The sequence below is a fragment of the Marinobacterium iners DSM 11526 genome (assembly GCF_900107855.1).
GTDB lineage: Bacteria > Pseudomonadota > Gammaproteobacteria > Pseudomonadales > Balneatricaceae > Marinobacterium > Marinobacterium iners.
In genome coordinates, this window is record NZ_FNRJ01000004.1 from 207,999 (window position 1) to 225,496 (window position 17,498).

13 protein-coding genes and 1 tRNA gene are annotated in these 17,498 nt (G+C 55.8%); 6 read left to right on the top strand and 8 right to left on the bottom strand.

Translation table 11 applies throughout. From position 1 onward, the window contains the following. Positions 1-155: 155 nt before the first annotated feature. A complete protein-coding gene (locus tag BLV48_RS06845) occupies positions 156-680 on the top strand; it encodes an FKBP-type peptidyl-prolyl cis-trans isomerase (protein ID WP_091825002.1) in 525 nt (174 codons plus the stop codon). Next, positions 677-1,972 (top strand): M18 family aminopeptidase, encoded by a 1,296-nt coding sequence (locus BLV48_RS06850; RefSeq protein ID WP_091825005.1) that lies wholly within the window; start codon positions 677-679, stop codon positions 1,970-1,972. Before BLV48_RS06845 ends, BLV48_RS06850 begins: the two co-directional genes overlap by 4 nt. On the opposite strand, the gene BLV48_RS06855 is transcribed toward BLV48_RS06850, so the two are convergent. From BLV48_RS06855 to BLV48_RS06865, 3 genes are all read right to left on the bottom strand, one after another. Then, the gene (locus tag BLV48_RS06855) at positions 1,973-4,960 is read right to left on the bottom strand and encodes an ATP-binding protein (protein WP_091825008.1); all 2,988 of its coding nucleotides are present in this window, start codon (positions 4,958-4,960) and stop codon (positions 1,973-1,975) included. Then, positions 4,957-5,997: a response regulator gene (locus tag BLV48_RS06860; RefSeq protein WP_091825010.1), complete on the bottom strand. Its 1,041-nt coding sequence runs from the start codon at positions 5,995-5,997 to the stop codon at positions 4,957-4,959. The genes BLV48_RS06855 and BLV48_RS06860 overlap by 4 nt, the downstream gene beginning before the upstream one ends. Positions 5,998-6,060: 63 nt before the next feature. Further along, a complete protein-coding gene (locus BLV48_RS06865; protein ID WP_091825013.1) occupies positions 6,061-6,999 on the bottom strand; it encodes a sodium-dependent bicarbonate transport family permease in 939 nt (312 codons plus the stop codon). A gap of 110 nt (positions 7,000-7,109) precedes the next feature. Between BLV48_RS06865 and BLV48_RS06870 the strand changes: the two genes are divergently transcribed. Beyond that, on the top strand, positions 7,110-8,072 hold the full coding sequence (locus BLV48_RS06870; protein WP_091825016.1) for a LysR family transcriptional regulator: 963 nt from the start codon (positions 7,110-7,112) through the stop codon (positions 8,070-8,072). On the opposite strand, the gene BLV48_RS06875 is transcribed toward BLV48_RS06870, so the two are convergent. The 5 genes from BLV48_RS06875 to BLV48_RS06900 all read right to left on the bottom strand — a co-directional run bounded on the left by BLV48_RS06875 (position 8,044) and on the right by BLV48_RS06900 (position 11,762). After that, complete coding sequence (locus BLV48_RS06875) at positions 8,044-8,424, bottom strand: rhodanese-like domain-containing protein (RefSeq protein ID WP_091825019.1); 381 nt, start codon at positions 8,422-8,424, stop codon at positions 8,044-8,046. The two genes, BLV48_RS06870 and BLV48_RS06875, sit on opposite strands and share 29 nt — an antisense overlap. Positions 8,425-8,491: 67 nt before the next feature. Next, positions 8,492-9,265 (bottom strand): ABC transporter ATP-binding protein, encoded by a 774-nt coding sequence (locus tag BLV48_RS06880; RefSeq protein WP_091825021.1) that lies wholly within the window; start codon positions 9,263-9,265, stop codon positions 8,492-8,494. A gap of 6 nt (positions 9,266-9,271) precedes the next feature. Next, entirely contained in the window at positions 9,272-10,513 is a 1,242-nt protein-coding gene (locus BLV48_RS06885; RefSeq protein WP_091825024.1) for a glycosyltransferase, read from the bottom strand. 67 nt (positions 10,514-10,580) lie between these two features. Further along, positions 10,581-11,519, bottom strand: a complete 939-nt coding sequence (locus BLV48_RS06890) for an AEC family transporter (RefSeq protein ID WP_091825026.1) — start codon at positions 11,517-11,519, stop codon at positions 10,581-10,583. Positions 11,520-11,686: 167 nt separating this feature from the next. Beyond that, positions 11,687-11,762 (bottom strand) — tRNA-Asn (locus BLV48_RS06900). A 236-nt stretch (positions 11,763-11,998) separates the two neighbouring features. Here BLV48_RS06900 and BLV48_RS06905 point away from each other — a divergent pair. The 3 genes from BLV48_RS06905 to BLV48_RS06915 are packed head-to-tail and all read left to right on the top strand — an operon-like array spanning position 11,999 to position 17,495. Further along, positions 11,999-13,399 carry a Wadjet anti-phage system protein JetA family protein gene (locus BLV48_RS06905; protein ID WP_091825029.1) on the top strand — a complete coding sequence of 467 codons (1,401 nt, stop codon included), beginning with the start codon at positions 11,999-12,001 and terminating at the stop codon, positions 13,397-13,399. Then, positions 13,399-14,067 carry a DUF4194 domain-containing protein gene (locus BLV48_RS06910; protein WP_091825031.1) on the top strand — a complete coding sequence of 223 codons (669 nt, stop codon included), beginning with the start codon at positions 13,399-13,401 and terminating at the stop codon, positions 14,065-14,067. The genes BLV48_RS06905 and BLV48_RS06910 overlap by 1 nt, the downstream gene beginning before the upstream one ends. Beyond that, entirely contained in the window at positions 14,064-17,495 is a 3,432-nt protein-coding gene (locus BLV48_RS06915) for an SbcC/MukB-like Walker B domain-containing protein (RefSeq protein ID WP_091825034.1), read from the top strand. The genes BLV48_RS06910 and BLV48_RS06915 overlap by 4 nt, the downstream gene beginning before the upstream one ends. Positions 17,496-17,498: the final 3 nt, after the last annotated feature.

Here is a 17,498-nt window from a genome sequence, read left to right on the forward strand (position 1 = left end):
TCCACCGCTGAAAAACACCTGAATCAGGCGGTGGCTTCTTTTGTGACAGGCACTCTGGGCTCCGAGTTCCGTCAGCTACAGCTTTGTGAGTGTAGTCATGGTGCTGGGTAATGTAAAATCATTGCTTTACACCTGTATGTACGGAGAGTGTGAGGATGCAGATCTGGAAATCTCTGGTCGTGACGTTGGCGTTTGCCGGCCTGCTGGCCGGGTGCGGTGAAGACCCGGAAAAGGAACGCTTTCGTCAGGAACTGATCGACAAGGCGCTGAACGATGAAACCCGCAAGGCCGGTAATGAATTTCTGGCCAGCAATCGCGAGCGCGAAACGGTCAGCGTCACCGATTCTGGGCTGCAGATCGAACATCTGCGCAAGGGTGACGGGGCCAGCCCTACCGCACGTGATACGGTGGTGGTTCACTATGAGGGTACGCGAGTGGATGGGGGGATATTCGACAGCTCCTACGCGCGGAAAAAACCGGCTACCTTCCCACTGAATCAGGTGATCCGAGGCTGGCGTGAAGGCCTTATGCTGATGCAGGAAGGCGGTGAAGCGATGATCTATCTGCCCCCCGAGCTGGCGTACGGTGCTACCAGTCCATCCCCGGATATTCCGGCCAACTCTACGCTGATTTTTCGGGTGGAGCTGATAGAGGTGATCAAGGCTGAGGACGCGCAATGAAACAGCAAACTGAATTCAATCAGGACCTGATCCGCTTTCTGGATCAGGCAACCACACCCTTTCATGCTGTGGAACAGATGGCGCAGCGCCTGCTCAAGGCCGGTTTTCGTGAAATGAGCGAAGCTGAGCACTGGCGTCCGGAGCCGGGAGAGGGTTACTTTATCCGTCGCAATGGATCCTCAATCATCGCCTGGCGTCATCCTGAGCAGGAGGCCGCCGTTAATCAGGGGTGGCGTCTTGTTGGGGCGCATACCGATTCCCCCTGTCTGAAGGTCAAGCCGAATCCGGAGCTGCACCGCAAGGGCTACTTCCAGCTTGGCGTTGAAGTCTATGGCGGGGTTTTGCTCAACCCCTGGTTTGACCGCGACCTGTCACTGGCGGGGCGTGTGACCTATCGCAGTAAAGATGGTGCTGTCTGCAGCACGCTTCTGGATCTGCGCCGCCCGATCGCGGTGGTGCCGAGCCTTGCCATTCATCTTGATCGAGAAGCCAATTCCAGCCGCACCATCAATGCGCAGACCTTCCTGCCGGTGCTGATGGGGCAAACAGATGAGAAGCCGGATTTTCGTCAGCTGCTGGCTGATTGGTTGATGCGCGAAGGTACGGGGAATCTGGCTCAGGTGCTGGACTATGAGTTGTGCCTCTATGATACCCAGGGCGCTGCGCTGATTGGGCTTGAGCAGGAATTTCTGACCTCTGCGCGATTGGACAATCTGCTCAGTTGTTACATTGGTCTGCAGGCCCTGCTGGATGCCCCGGCTGCAGGTGCGGGGCAGGTGTTGGTCTGCAATGATCATGAAGAGGTTGGCAGTCTTAGTGCATGTGGTGCGCAGGGGCCGATGCTGACGCAATGGTTGGAGCGCCTTATGCCGGATGTGGACAACCGCAATCGCGCACTGGCCCGGTCCATGTTGATATCAGCCGATAATGCTCATGGTGTGCATCCCAACTTTGCCGATCGGCACGATGATAACCACGGCCCGCTGCTCAATCGTGGGCCGGTTATCAAGATCAATGCCAACCAGCGCTACGCGACCAACAGCGAAACCAGTTCAATCTTCCGGCACCTGGCGGCTCAGGCAGGGGTGCCGGTTCAGAGTTTTGTGGTGCGCTCCGATATGGCTTGCGGCAGTACCATCGGGCCAATCACGGCCGGAGAGCTGGGCGTGCGTACGCTGGATGTCGGTGTGCCTCAGTTTGCCATGCACTCGATCCGTGAACTGGCGGGAAGTGCCGATGCACACGGGCTATACCGTGTGCTGCAGCGTTTCATGGCAGAGCCGCGGTTGTAATCAAAGCAGAGTGTTGGCTTCACTGAAGCTGTTCAGCTGCTCCAGCAGGTCGGGGAGCTGTTTCATGACGTCGGTCATGGCTTTACTGGCACCTGGCTTGCTCTCGCTGCGGCAGGCAGTTTCGATCTGCTGCAGCTGCGCGGCCAGGAGATTACAGCCGATGGTGCGAGCACTACCCTTAATTCGGTGTGAGGCTGAGCGTGCCGCTTCCAGGTCGTCCGCATCCAGCGCCTGCTGCAGAATCTGCAGCTCGGCACGCAACGTGTTGGCAAACTCACGTACCAGTAAGGCGGCTGACTCTGCATCACCAACCTGCTCAACCAGGTTGTCACTGTCGAACGTCTCAGGCGCCTCAGGTTCTGGTCTATTGGCTGTTGCGGTGTCTGTATGGGCCGCCATAGTGCGTGCGATCACCTGTTGCAAGTCTGCAAGGCGAACCGGCTTGGCCAGATAGTCATTCATGCCGGCCGCCAGGCATTTCTCTCGATCACCAGCCAGTGCATCGGCGGTGACCGCAATAATCGGAATGTTCCGTTCCGGGCCGGGCAGGTCTCGGATGCTGCGAGTGGCTTCATAACCATCCATGTTAGGCATGTGCAGATCCATCAGAATCAGGTCGAAATGGGCATCTGACTGCATTGCTTGAATCACCTCAAGCCCATCACTGCACAGCTGCCAAGTCGCACCGGCACGCTGCATCAGAATCTCCATCATTTTCTGGTTGATCGGGTGATCTTCCGCGATCAGGATCGACAGCCCGTCTGTTATTGGCTCTGCAGCGTGCTCCGGTTCCTCGAAGGCGGTATCGCTTGTGGCTGTTGCTGTTTCCGGTTGAACAATTCGACTCAGAGTATCCACCAGTTGCAGCGGTGACAGCGGTGGTTGTAACTGGGCTGTTACGGGGATAAAGGCCTGAGCCAGGTCGCGTTGTGACAGGCCGATTAATTCACCGTTGCCGCCTCGCTGCTGAATCCAGCCACGCAAGCTCTCGGGAGCCAGTTTGAAGCGGCGGTCATCCACCAGCAACATGGAGTACTGGCCTGCTTGGGGTTCCTCTTCAAGAGGGCGAAAATGGCAGTCGAACTGCTCAAAGTGTGGGCTCAGCAGGCTGTACAGGTATTCAAACAGCTGATGAGAGTTGGTAACACACAGCAGCTGTTGCTGAGACAATGCATTGAGTTCTGCCAGCCGCGTGTGCAAGGTGGCAGTGTTGGCTGGCTGCAGCGGCAGCTCCACAATGAAGCGTGAGCCTGTGCCCGGCGAGCTTTTTACATCGATACGTCCCTGCATCGCGTTGACGAGATTGCGGGTGATCGCAAGTCCCAGCCCGGTGCCTTGATAATGGCGGGTGATGGAGTGGTCAATCTGACGGAAGGCTTCAAAGATGATTGTCAGGTCGCGGTTGTCGATACCAATGCCGGTATCCTCAATACTGATTAACAGGTGTACTTCGCCGGTTGCTTCGACAGTACGTTGACTGACGGTGAGTATGACATGACCCGCCTCGGTAAATTTGACTGCGTTGCTGACCAGATTGTTGAGAATCTGGCGCATACGTATTGGATCACCGATGATGCTCAAGGGAACGTCGGGGGCATAGTTCAGGTACAGATCAAGATCTTTTGCCGCAGCGTTGACGGATGTGGCGGTCAGCACTGAGTGAATCGATTCGCACAGGTTGAATGGCTCCTGCACAAGGGTAAGCATGCCTGCCTCGATTTTGGAAAAGTCGAGTACATCATTGATCAGTCGCAGCAAGGTGTCGGCGGCAATGGATGCCGATTGCACATAGCCGGTTTGGCGGTCATCCAGCTCGGTTGCTTCCAGCGAGTCCAGCATGCCGACGACAGCATTGAGCGGAGTGCGAATTTCATGGCTCATAGTAGCCAGAAAATCGCTTTTGAGACGGTTGGCATGCTCCGCTTCATCACGGGCCTGCAGCATGCGTCGCTCTGATTCTCGCTGGGCGCGTTCAATGCGGAAGGCGTACATGATGCCGGTAATGGCATCTGTCAGAGGGCGGAGCCATTCCACCAGCTCCTGATCGTAGGCGTCTGCCCGGTTTGCCAGGCCATACATGCCCAGCACTTCACCGCGAAACTTGAGCGGAATGCCCACAAAGGAGTCCAGGTCCGGGTGTCCGGCCGGGCAGGAGCCTGCGCGATGAACCGGGTCGTGGTGGTTGGAGATGACCACTTCTCCGGTTAACAAGGTGCGCCCGAACAGGTTGTCGAGGTTGTGAAAATCGATGCCCTTCTCGATATTATCTACATACAGGTTATGGGAGGACTGGTCCCAGGCCAGGTTGGTGATGGCATAACAGCGCATGAACGGCTTTCCATCCTGTTCCATGCGCTCGCTGATAAAGCCCATGGGGGAGCCGGTCAGCTCCTTGAGTGTCTCCAGTAGCTCGCCAAAGCGTCGTTTAGGGTCTTTGTATAGCAGGAAGTTGTTGTTAACCCGCGAGACTGCTGCCAGAACCAGATGGTTGCGTGCTTCCTGTGCCTGTTGTAGCAAACGGTCGGATACGTCACGAAAAATGAGTACCCCTGTCGGCGAGTGTTGCTTGTGGCGGCGCTTGGTCCGAACGGGCGACAGGGTGCCTTCAAGCAAAATCAGGCGACCATTACCGTGACGGCACCTGAGTTCGTTGAATTGATGGTTCTGATGGCCTTGCAGTGCCTCAATGGAGACCGAATCAGCTGCCTCAAGCAGCTCGGTCAGGGGTTTGCCGGCCAATGTCTCGCTGTCCTGGCCCAGCAGTATTGCTCCGCTTTGATTGATGCGCAGTATTTGGCCATGACGCAGGAGAACAATGCCCTCTGCAGTATTATCAAAAACCAGCCCCATGTGTTCGCTGTGGATGTCACGCTCGCGCCGCAATACTTGATAAAGCCGAAACAGCAGCGCCGAGGACAGCATGAACATCAGTGCTGCCAGGCTGGCGATCAGCAACATCAGTTGCCCGTCTTGCCCGTGGTCTGTCATCCGTGTGTTCCTTGTGTTGTCAGATAGCGAGCATACTGCTGGTCCTTGCCAGCAATGTGGCGGTACCAGGCTTGCAGCAATTGCTGGTGCGCCAACAGGGCCTTGGGTTTCTTGTTCTGGCGAATCTTGTTGGCCAGCATCTGCGTGCGCTGCAGGATCATGCCATGTTCGGCCTGATGTGCTGAAAGATGGCTGAAGTGATGCTCGCGCTGATGTTGATACTCTTGTCCGAACATCTCGGCACTGATCTGTTCCAGGCTACTGGTCATCTGTGCAGCTGTATTGTCGCTGCCGAAACTGATTTCGCGGCGTATGGCATCCAACTGGTGCAGAATGTCAGTCAACTGCTGCTGTTTCTGTTGCAGGAAGGGGTCTTTGCTGTTGCTCGGTACCAGTTCCGTGAGGGCCTGTCTGAACCTGTCGGCATCATTTTCTTCTGGTGGCGTCTGTGTCTGTGAAGGGCCTGGGTTTGGAGTGGTCGATACTGTTGGTTCGGGTGTAGAAGGTTCGTGTGCAGGCGTATGAGTGGAGCCAGCGGATTGCCGCGGATACAGGCTACCATCGGCAGGCTTGTTGACGCCGACTGCCGTATTCACGCCTGTCGGGATTGAGCGGTATACGGCGGTATCAGCAAGGGTGATTTTCCGGCGTCGAGCGGCATCAATCTTGTCACTGAGCAGCGCTACGCTGAGTGGTTTGCTGACGAATCCGTTACAGTCCAGCCCTACCGCGTTCATCACGTTGTTGCGATAGTTGTAATCGGTAAACATCAAAACGCAGAGGTCGCGCGGTACCTTGGGAATATCACCGCAACGAATTGTCTGCAAAAGCTCAAGGCCATTCCGGGGTTGCATGTCGATATCCGTGAGAACCATATCAATGCAGGGCTCACGGGTCAGAATCTCGATCGCTTCGCGACCGCTCAGGGCTGAGTAAACCTGCTCACAACCCAGATGCTCAAGCACCTTACGGCAGAATTCGTCGATGATGGGCTGGTCGTCAACGACCAGCACCTTGAGCGCAGAGAGAGCCTTCATGTCTGTCTCTTGAGCAGATTACCTTCATGTTCAGAGCATTACACAGATCTTTCGGGTTGTATATCACAGCAGTGCCAGGCTCATCTGGTGGTATAGCGGGATACCGATAATCACGTTGAAGGGGAAGGTGAAGCCCAGTGATGCCAGCATGGCCAGGCCAATATTGGCTTCCGGGATAGCGGCTCGGATAGCAGCCGGCGCCGCGATGTAGGAGGCGCTTGCCGTCAAGCTGGCCAGAATCAGGGCGCTGCCGCTCGGCAGCTCAAGCGCCATGGCTGCGCCCAGACCAAACAGTGACAGCAGTAAAGGTGCACAGCAGGCAAAGGCCAGCAGGCGCCAGTGCTTAAGCGGGATTGGGCGCAGTGTTTCGGCAGCCGTCAACCCCATCTCCAGCAGGAACAGGGCCAGTACCGCCTTGAAGGCATTGGTAAACAGGCCAGTTACTGAGGCGCCTTCCATCGGGCCATAGAGGTAACCGATGATCACGCCGCCGGCCAGCAGAATGACACCTCGGTTGGTTAGAGTCTCATGCAGCAGGCTGATGCGTGAGCCGGTGTTGCTGTCGACGGCAAATTTGCGATACAGCGCCAGGCCCACCATGATCGCGGGCAGCTCCAGCAGCACCAGGTAAAGCGTGACTTCCGGGCCGATAGTGAGCTGATGGGTTTCAGCAAATGCCAGCGCGACGGCAAAGGTACCGGCGCTTACCGAGCCGTAATGTGCACTGATGCTGGCACTGTCCGCCAGCGACAGGCCGATCAGCTTGCGCAGCAGCGGAAACAGCAATAGTGGAATCAGTGCACCGATTACCATGACCAGCAGCATCTCAGGCACCAGTTGCCAACTGAGGTTGCCGTGCAGTCCCATGCCGCCCTTGAGGCCGATTGTCAGCATCAACAGCAGGCTGAGAGTGTCGTAGGCGGCTTTGGGAATGGTCAGGTCGGATTTGACCAGCCCGGCAACAACGCCGAGCAGAAAAAACATCACAACAATATCAGGCATGATTGGCTCCGTCTCTGAATCTTGCGCGAATTGTGCCGTTGAAAGAGTATTGAATCTAATTAATTCTTGGTGAACTATAGATAGATAATTATCTATATATAGGGGTGCCCGTGCGACTCAGGCATTTGACGTTTCGACTGCTGGAAGTATACGTTGCTGTTGTGCGCACCGGCTCGGTGACGGCGGCAGCCCATCAGCTTCACCTTAGTCAGCCGACAGTATCCCAGCAACTTAAAAGGCTGACCGAAACGGTGGGCGAACCCTTGTTGAGGACAGGTAACAAGGGGTTGGAGCTGACCGATGTGGGACGAGAGCTGTATCGCTCGGCATTGGATGTCACCGGCCGATTTGAAGATTTTGCCGACTATCTGTCAGAGCTTAGAGGTGGTCACCGCGGACGCTTCAGTATTGCACTGGTGAACACGGCGCAGTATGTGCTGCCACGATTGCTCGGCCCTTACAGTCAGGCGTTTCCAGAGGTGGATCTGACTCTTGAGATCGGTAACCGTCAGCAGTTGCTACAGCGTTTTGAGCAACAGTTGGATGACGTTTATGTGTTCAGTCATCCGCCAGCATTGGAGCAGGCCGTTGCAGCACGGTTTTTGCGCAATCCACTGGTTATGATTGCCCCTCAGCACCACCCTTTGGTGCAGAAGGCACAGCTATCCATTCACGATCTCAAACATGAGCGGTTCCTGTTGCGTGAACCTGGCTCGGCCACTCGCATGTTGTTCGAGAGCTGGCTGCATGCGCAGGGTGTGCAGTTATCCGATACGCTGCAGATGGCCAGTAATGAAGCAATTCGCGTGGGTGTTTCTTCAGGCATGGGGTTGGCAGTGGTGTCGCGTCATGTGCTGCCGCTGCAGCACCCGGGCATTGAAGTGCTGCCGTTGCAGCAGTTTCCGCTCGATAGTCACTGGCACTTCATTATTCGACGTGACCGACGTCTGCCACACGCTGCGCGGGGGTTTCTCGATTATGCTGCCGGCTCACTGGAGCAGTGGTTGCCGGCAGAGTACGTCTGTAACGAGATCGAGCGGCTGTTCAGTCAAACTCGGGAAGAGTGGGCGTAACAACGGGTTTGTCATCGGCCTGCCAAGCCTCAATACCACCGGTGATGGAGGTAACGTGCAGGTATCCCATCTCAGCCAGACTTTTGGCGCTGAGGGCTGCGCGACCGCTGTTCTTGCAATAGATGACGATATTGAGATCGCGAGCGTTGAGCGACTCGTCGTTGCTGAACTTGAATTCCAGCAGGCCGCGTGGAATGTTGATGGCACCTGAAAGATGGCCGCTCTGGTATTCATCCGGCTCGCGCACATCAACCAGAAGATCGGCGGCTCTAATGGCTTCGTCAGCATGTTCGACGCTGACTTCGGTGATATTTTCCTTGGCGGCCATTACCAAATCATGGGCTGTTTTCATTTGTAGCTCCTGTAAGGTTGTGCATCAGTTTTGCATTTATATTAGATTTTATTAATACATAATGCCATCAACAATGCCAGAGCCGGTACCAGCCATTTTGTTCGCTGATTTCCAACGGTGTTTGGTACAGCGCTGAAAGGTTGGCGCCAGTCAGTACTTCTTCTTTGGGGCCGTCCGCAACCACTGTACCTTGTGACAGCAATACCACGCGCTCAATTTCAGGAATAATCTCGTCCACATGGTGGGTTGCGATCAGCATGGAGCCATTCTGCTGACAAAATTGTCGCATCTGCTTCAACATCAGCGCTGCGGCGCCCATGTCGAGGCCGTTCGCGGGCTCGTCCAGAATCAGAGCTTCGGGCTGGTGAATCAGTGCTCTGGCCAGCAGCAACCGACGTTTCTGGCCAGTGGAGAGGCGTTGAAACATCTGCTGCTCCTGGTCAATCAGTCCGATCTGCTGTAACAGGCCGATGGCTCTTTGACGCTGCTCATCAGAGGCCTGCAGGTGATCGTGCTGCCCGATCGCGCCGAACAACCCGGACAGGATGACATCCAGAGAGCGGGTATAGGGTGTGTAATCCTCTTGCAATTCATGCGAGACGAAACCAATACGGCTGCGCAACTCCCACAGGTTGACGCTTTCGCTGCCGTAGAGCCGCACATGGCTGCCGTCGCGCACCACGGGGTATAGTTCGCGGCTGATCAGTTTGAGCAATGTGCTCTTGCCGGCTCCGTTCGGGCCGAGAATGGCAACGCGCTCACCGCGCTCCACCCGTAGGGAGAAGTGTTGCAATACCGGTGTCTGTTGCTGGTAAACGGTTACATCCTGGATATCAATCATGTGGGCTCACTTGCGCTGTTTGGCTTCGATCCACTGTGCCATATATTGAGTGCTTTTCAGAGTATGGTGACGCAGCATGGCACCGGTAAAATTGTCCAGTCGGTGCTGTTCAAGGTCGGCTCTGAGTAGGTTAAGGCGTGATATCAGCGCATCGGCATGGCGCTGGAACTGAAAGTGGCGGTCGTGTAGCTCAAAGCCTTGCTGCTGGCATGCTCTCCATTGTGGCGAATCCCGGTATAATGCAATGGCGGTAGTCGAAAACGCTTCGGCATCATCTGCTACAGGTGCCGGCCAGGTATCAGTATCAGCCATTCCTTCGGCACCTACAGATGTAGTCACAGAGGGTGTGCCACAGGCCAGAGCGTCTACCAGTTTGCCTTTCAGGCCTGCGCCAAAGCGCAGTGGAGCCAGGTTAATCCGCGCCTTGCGCATCACTTCATGGGCGTCTTCTGCCCAGCCCTTTACCAGAAAGCCCTGTTTCGGATTGTGCAGTGCCGTTGCCTTTGGGGGAGGGTAGGCGCCATATATATGCAGCTCGGCCTGCGGCAACTGTTGACGAACAAGTGGCCAGATGGATTGTTTGAGCCACAGGACGGCGTCCCAGTTAGGGGCGTGACGGAAGTTGCCGATGGCCAGAAAGTGTTCTCGCTGCTCGAAGGTTGGCAGCTGCTCCGTTTCTTTTCTGTTTAGAGGTGGCAGCATGAAAGGGCTGTAGTGAAGCAGGGCAGGGTCGACCTTGAATGTTGACGTCAGCAGCTCGATTTCGGCCCGGGAAATCATAAGCGTCAGATCACTGCGCAAAATGGCGGCAACCTCGCGTTTGGCATGATCCGAGAACAGCAGGTCAGGGCCGACCGTCAGGCTGACTTCACCGCTGTGTTTACAGGCCTGGTGACGTGCATGGCGCAGGCAGGAAAGGTCTTCGGTATCCAGCAGACGAATGGCCTCGGGGCAGTGTTTTTCCACCCGCCAGCCGAACTGCTCCTCCATCATGAAACGATCAAACATCACCAGGTCGGGCTGCAGGACACGGATGAAATCATCAAAGCTGGAGCAGTTCAGTGCGATGTTGACTTCGTTGATACCGCGAGCTGGCAGGTTGGCGCGGTGGATGCTTTTTTCAGCAGGACTGGCAAAAGTCACTGTCCAGCCTTGATCCCGGAAGGCATCGAGCAGGGCCAGCATGCGGTAGCCTGCGGCACTGGAAGCAGGCTCGGGCCAAACATAACCAACAACAAGAACATTCATGAACAATAAAAACCTGTGCAGCAATCGGGCTGGATGTGAGTGTTCATATTACCACTGCATAAAACCATTACCCCATCAGCGCCAGAATGAGGGTCAGGGTAATAAAGGAAAGTGCGGTGGTGACCAGCAACATACCGGCGCACTGGCGACCATACCCGTAGTTGCCGCCTATGATCGGGAATACGCTCAGCATCGGCATCGCTGCGGCGAGTATGACAGCCTTTTCAAGCTGCGGATCAAAGTCGCGCCAGAGCATAACCAGCAACAGCATCAGCAATGGGTGTAGCAGAAGCTTGCCTGCAGCGACCAGGCTGATACTGCCAAGGCTGTCATTGACGCGCGTGCCGACCAGAGAGCCGCCGATTACAAACAGCGCTGTGCCCACTGAAGCCATGGCCAGCATCTCCAGGCTGCGGTCCAGCGCGGACGGTATCGGCAGCTGCAGGCTGGCACAGATCAGGCCGGCCAGAATGGCAATGATCAAGGGGCTGCGCAAAATGCGCATGAAAATGCGGCGCCAAACCTGTAACAAAGGCTCGCCAGTACCGGTATCGCGCTTGCCATACTCGATCAGAATAAGGGCCAGCGGCAAAATCAGTATGTTTTCCACCAGCAGTGCCATGGTGAAAGGCTGGGTGGGGGCTGAACCAAATACCTGCAGTAAAACGGGGTAGCCAATAAAGGCGCTGTTGGATGCTGACATTCCCATGCCGCGAACACTGGCCTCGGCCAGATCGGTATTGAAAATAAGCCGGTTAAGGGCTATACCGCCCAGCAGTGCGCCAAGGGAGCCAATGGCATAAATGGTCAGGAAGTCAAACTGGATAACTTCGCTTACCTGCATCTGCGACAGAGTGCCGAAAATCAGGGCGGGCAAAGTGAAATAGAGTACAAATCGCCCCAACAAGGGCATTGCTTCCCGTGGCATCAGGCCGGATTTGACCGCCAGATAACCAAAGCCAATGATGATGAAAATCGGTGCGGTAATGGATAAAACGTCCGTCATGGTATCGGCTCCTCCTTAAGAGGCGGCCAGTATACAGATTTATGACGAGGGTAATATGCGGGAAAACCGGGATAATATAAGGATGGTCGGAGTGGAGGGATTCGAACCCCCGACCCTCTGGTCCCAAACCAGATGCGCTACCAAACTGCGCTAAAAGCCGACTTCGGTGGCTCCTCGAGCTGGACTCGAACCAGCGACCAATAGATTAACAGTCTACTGCTCTACCAACTGAGCTATCGAGGAACACCTGAACTAAGAAAAAATATATTAGTGATGAGACCCTGTACCGTCAAGCCCTTTGGCTAAATTATTATTCCTTTTTGTATCAAGGGGATAATTCATGGTGCTTGGCAGAAGACGTGTGTAAGTAGAGGGCGGGTTTTGTAGTACGGACAGAGCGCTGTAATTCCCCTTATCTCCCTGCCAGTTTTTCGCTAACATAGCCTGCTATCGGAATCGGCGTATAACTGGACGGATCAGTGCTTTTCAACAAGCTTCCTGAAGACATATTTCTCCCGCTCTCGGGGCAGAACCGGCAGGTGTATCAGTCGGTGCTGCTGGAGCTGGCAGATCTCTTTTTTGACGAGGATCTGATCGATCCCTTTATTCCGCGGGATCTGGTGCGTTCCAGCATCGAGAATGCCGTGGTGCGGCTGGGTGTGCGTCGTTGGGAGGCAGAGCCCGGCGAAGATGCAGGCGCTGAGCCGCCTCGTTCCAGTGCCGAGTACACCAACCGCATCTATCGGCGTTTGGTCCAGACCGGCTGGCTGGAAGAGGAACAGAAGGTTTACCGCACCTATGTACTGCTTTCACCTTCAGTCAGCTACCTGCTGCGCTCGCTGGTCAGCATCGCCCGGCTGGAAAAACGCAGCTACGGCGGTGCCGTACTGAACGTGCTCAGTTCGCTGGAGTCGGCCATCAGTGACCCTCTGGGACGAGGTATCACGCTGTCTGAAGCGGCCCAGACGGCGGCGGATTTCAGTGCCCATTTGACTGACATGATGTTGGGCCTGCGTGAGCTGAAGATGAACCTGTCGGCCAGCAATAACCCGCAGGAGATTGTGCGCGGTTTCTTCGACCGTTTTGTTGAGCAGATACTGGTTTCCGACTACAAGACGCTGAAAACCCGTAACAACCCGTTCCGCTTTCGCCGTCAGATTCTCTCCATGCTGCGTGACCTGCAGTTCGATCCGCTCAAACTGCAGCAGCTTGCAGAGCATTATCAGATGCAGCTGGATATGTCATACGACGTTGCCGAAGCGCAGGTGCACCAGCATATCAACCGCATTATCCGGATCTTTGACTCAGTGGATCAGCGTCTGGCCGCCATTGACGATTTCCGCTACCAGCTGGAGAAGCGGGTAGCGGATACAGTTCGCTACATGGACAAGACCACACCGGGCATGGCAGCACGCTTGTCGCGCCTGATTGCGGCGGTGGGCAACTTGCCGGAAAAGGTCATTCCGCCGCTCACTACACTGGATGAGGTGGGCTTTATTTCACCTGCCAGTGTGCGTGCACCGGTACGCCGCAGGGTAGAGGCTCAGCCGCGCATCATCACCCAGAAAGAGATCGACCCCTCCGTGCTGGAGTTGCGGCGTCTGTTCAAGGAGTGGAAAGAGCGGCGCGAAGTCAATGTGGATCGTATCGAAACCTACCTGGAGAGCCAGCTTGCCGGCCGCGACCAGTTGAGGGCCACCGATTTTCGGATCGGCACGGTGGAAGACTACATCTGCTTCAGTTACGTTCGCCACTTCAACTCGCTGGGCAAGAAGGCACAGCGGATGCGGCAGCGCTATCGAATTCAATTTGAAGACAACTACGTTAACGTCTCCGGAATGGTGGAGTGTCGTGGTTTTGTTATCCACAGGAACAGCTAATGCTTGGTGATCTGCAGAAAATCGTCTCCCGCAATGAACAGCATGACGCCGATGACTTCATCCGTGCCGCCAACCAGCTGCTGAGCAATCAGTTTCTCTATGCGGACCGGCCGGTACACCGTGACAGCTATTTTCTCATTGCCGGCAATACGGAGTATTTTCGTAACCTGTTTGCGGCCATTGGCTGGAGTCTGGTGTATCAGCCAGATGAAGCCTATCTGGGCATTCTGCCGCAGGGTGAAGAGCGTGTGCTGCGTCTGAAGCTGGACGAGTCGCTGCTGATGCTCTGCCTGCGTCAGCAGTACGAGCAGAAACTGGAAAGCTTTGAGGTGGAAGGCGGCAAGGCCTACACCAGTACAGACGAGCTGCTGCGCCTGTTCAGCAACCTGACCGGCAAGGAGATTCCCAACGAGACGCGTCTCAAGGAGATCATCTCCCTGTTTACCCGCCATGGCCTGATTGAGCGTGGCAAGCAGGATGAAACTGATCCTAAAAACATTCCACTGAAGATCAATCCGACCATCCGTCAGGTGGTGGTGGAAGACTATATTGGCCAGCTGGAAGCACTGTGCGACACCGACATTCGTGATCAGCAGGAGCCTGAAGATATCGAACCGGTCGACCTTCCTGACACGCCAACCCCCGAGACTGAGGAGAAGCCCGCATGAAGCAGCTAAACCGGATTGTGCTGGTCAACTGGTATGTGCTGGGCGCAGTCGAGATTCCGATCAAGGGTAATGTGGCGATTGTCGGCCCCAACGGTTCGGGCAAGTCATCCTTGCTGGACGCGATCCAGACGATACTCATGGGCGGCCACAAGCGCCACCTGAGCTTCAACGCCTCGGCCGGTGAGAAGAGCGAGCGCTCTCTGCGTACCTACTGTCTGGGCTTCATGGATGATAACGGCAAGAAGGCCACCGCCCGCGAAGACTCGCTGACCTACATGGCGCTCAGCTTCTTCGATACCGAAACCGCGAAAGAAAGCTGTATTGGTATTGCCATCAGTGCATCGACCGCCAGTGCGGAAGAGGATGTACTGGGCCGGTTTATTCTGCCTGAATTTTCCGTGTCGCTTGATGACTTCTCGGTCAGGGAAGGCAATGGCCGCATGCCGCGGCCCTGGAACGAAGTGCGTGACAGCCTGCTCAAGCAGTGCCCGGAGATGATTCTGGAAAAGCGAGCCAACCGCTTTATCCGCGATATGGTGACGCACCTGAGCCATGACGCACAGATGCCGAATGATGACGACAAATTCGTCAAAAACTTCAAGAACGCGCTGAAATTTGTGCCGATCGACAGCCCGACACGCTTTATTCGCGAATTCGTGCTGGACGAAAACATCGTGCATGTTGGCGCTTTCCGCAAGTCGCTGGATGAATACCGGGCGATGGAGCAGAAGACACTGGAGGTCTCCAACCGCATTGCCGAGTTGGAGAAAGCGCAGGAGCTGTGCAACGGCATTAGCCGCAACGTGAAAAATGCGGTTGAATATGAGTGGGTTGTTCACGAAGGCCGTTTTGAGCAGGCGGATCTGCGCAAGGAAGATGCCGCCGAGCGGCTGGAAGCCTACAGTGAGCAGGAAGAAAAGCTGCAGCAGGAGCTGGAAGAAAACAGTGCGCGCCTGAATCAGGCGATGCAGGATCTGGCCGATGCGCGTGCCGAGCTGAACAGCAGCGACTCGGCCCACAAGATCAATGCCCTGGAATCCACCGTCAAGGCACGTCAGCACGAGCAGAACGTGGTCAAGGACAAGATCCAGCAGGCCTACAATCTGCTGCGTACCACCGTGAGTTTTGCCAACTACAACGATCTGCTGCCGGATGATTTCAAGCCGCTGGTGGAGCGTTCGGTTGAGCTTTGGCGTTCCGGTGAAAACATGCTGGCTGATGCCTGGCCGCCTGAGCCGGTCAGTGTGGATAAGGTGATCAGCGAGCTCAAGGGGCAGGTCGACAGCGTGCGCAAGGCGATCTCGCGCCGCTATGAAGAGTCGGTAATCCGTATTAACGACCTGCGCAGCCTGATCCAGAACCAGAAAAGTGCGGTGGAACAGCTGCAGCAGGGGCGTGCGCCCATCCGTCACAATACCCGTGAGCTGATGGAGCTGCTTAGCGAGTATGGTATCGATTCCACGCCGATATGCGAGCTGGCCGACATCAATGATGACAAGTGGCGTATCGCCATTGAGTCCTTCCTGGGTGCACGCCGCGAAGCACTGGTAGTGGCACCAGATAGGGTCAAGGAAGCGATCACCCTTTACCGACGCAAGGGGCGTCATCTCAAGGGATGTCGAATCATCAATACTACCAAGTCAGGTGACTGGCTGCACCGCAGCAAACCGGGCTCACTGGCACAGTTTATCGATACCGACAACGAACACGCCCAGGCCTACCTTAACCGTGCTCTGGGTGGCGTGATGGCGGTGGAAACCGAGCAGGAACTGCTGCGTCAGGAGCGGGCTTTGACCTACGACTGCATGCTGCAGACCGAAGGTTCAACCACTTCCATCAACGAGCTGAGCCCGATTATGGGTATCCGTCGCCGTCAGGATCAGCTCGAAGTGCAAGGGCGTCAGGTGGATGAACTGATCGCGGAATTCACCACCCTGGGCAAGCGTCACGAGTCTCTGGAAAAGCTGCGTGATGCCTTGATCAGCATGACGTCGGGCCTGACTCAGGTCACCGAAAGCGTGTTCGATCTGGTCAATCAGCGCGAACAGCTCAGCAGCGAAATCCAGGGCTACGAGCAGGCGGTTGTTGATCTGCGTAACCACGATGACAGCGGTATCCAGCAGCGCATTGCCGAGCTGGCTGACGGCCAGAAGCAGGTGGAAGCCCGTCAGAAAACCCTGATGGACAAGCTGCAGAAGGTACGTACCGGCATGATCAAGGACAATGCGGCCCTTGAAGTGCTGGAGCAGGAGCTGGTGGAACACGCTCAGGCCCGTACGCTGTGCGAGGAAAAACCCCACTTTGATGCCCAGTCGGCGCAGGAAAAGCGCGACTATCTGGATGAAAGCTGCGGCGGTGAGCTGGAGCGCATCATTTTCGAGGCTGCCAAGAAGGCTCAGTCAGAGCTGCAGCTGCACGAGAAAAAGAAAAACGCCGTGCGTGATGCCGTGGCCCAGTACAAGGCGCGCTATCACGGTGGTGGCATGAGCCATCAGGAGCTGGATAATATCAGTGCCGACTCCACTCATGAAGATCTGGAGTTCTACGTCAACAAGACCGTGCAGGCGCTGCGTGACTCCGAGCTGGCCGAGTATACCAAGAAGGCCGAACGTGCCCGTTTGGAAGCCGAGACCGCCTTCCGCTCAGACTTTGTGGCGCACCTGAATGACCAGATCAACAAGATCAAGGACCTGATCCGTGAGCTTAACAGTCACCTGAAGAACCGTCCGTTCCATCAAGAGATGTACAGCTTCGAGATGATGCCCAACCCGGAGCTGAAGGACATTCTGGAGCTGGTCGAAGCCTATACCCGTCTGGATCAGGCCAACGTGGGCACCCTGTTCGATATCCAGCATCAGGGTGATAACACCCACCGCGAGGCGTTGAACAAGATCCACGATGTGCTGCGCGATGAAGGCGAAAGCAGTCTGCTGCAGGACTACCGCAACTTCTACAACTTCGAGCTGGTGGTAAAAGACCTGCAAGGCAATCGCAAGACGACCCTGACGCAGCGTATCAAGACCGGCTCCGGTGGTGAGCATCAGGTACCGTTCTATGTGGCCATGGCGGCTGCATTGGGTGCAACTTACCGCCTCAAGGAAGGTGGTGATGGCCGTCCGGTGGGCGGCATGAGTCTGTCCGTCTTCGATGAGGCGTTCAACAAACTTGACTCCGAGAACACGGTGACGTCATTGGGCTTCATGTCGGATCTGGGCCTGCAGACTATCATCGCCGCGCCGGATGAGAAGTACTCGTTGTTGTCGTCCTGCATGGATACGATCATCAACGTTTGCCGCGATGGCCGTATTGTTGATCTGGATGTGGAGTTCCCGACAGAGCAGGGCAAGGAGCTGCTGGCGTCCGATCACCCCTACAAGATCATGGCGGCTGAAGCCACTGAAATGGAAGAGGCGTCTTTGACGCCTTGAGTC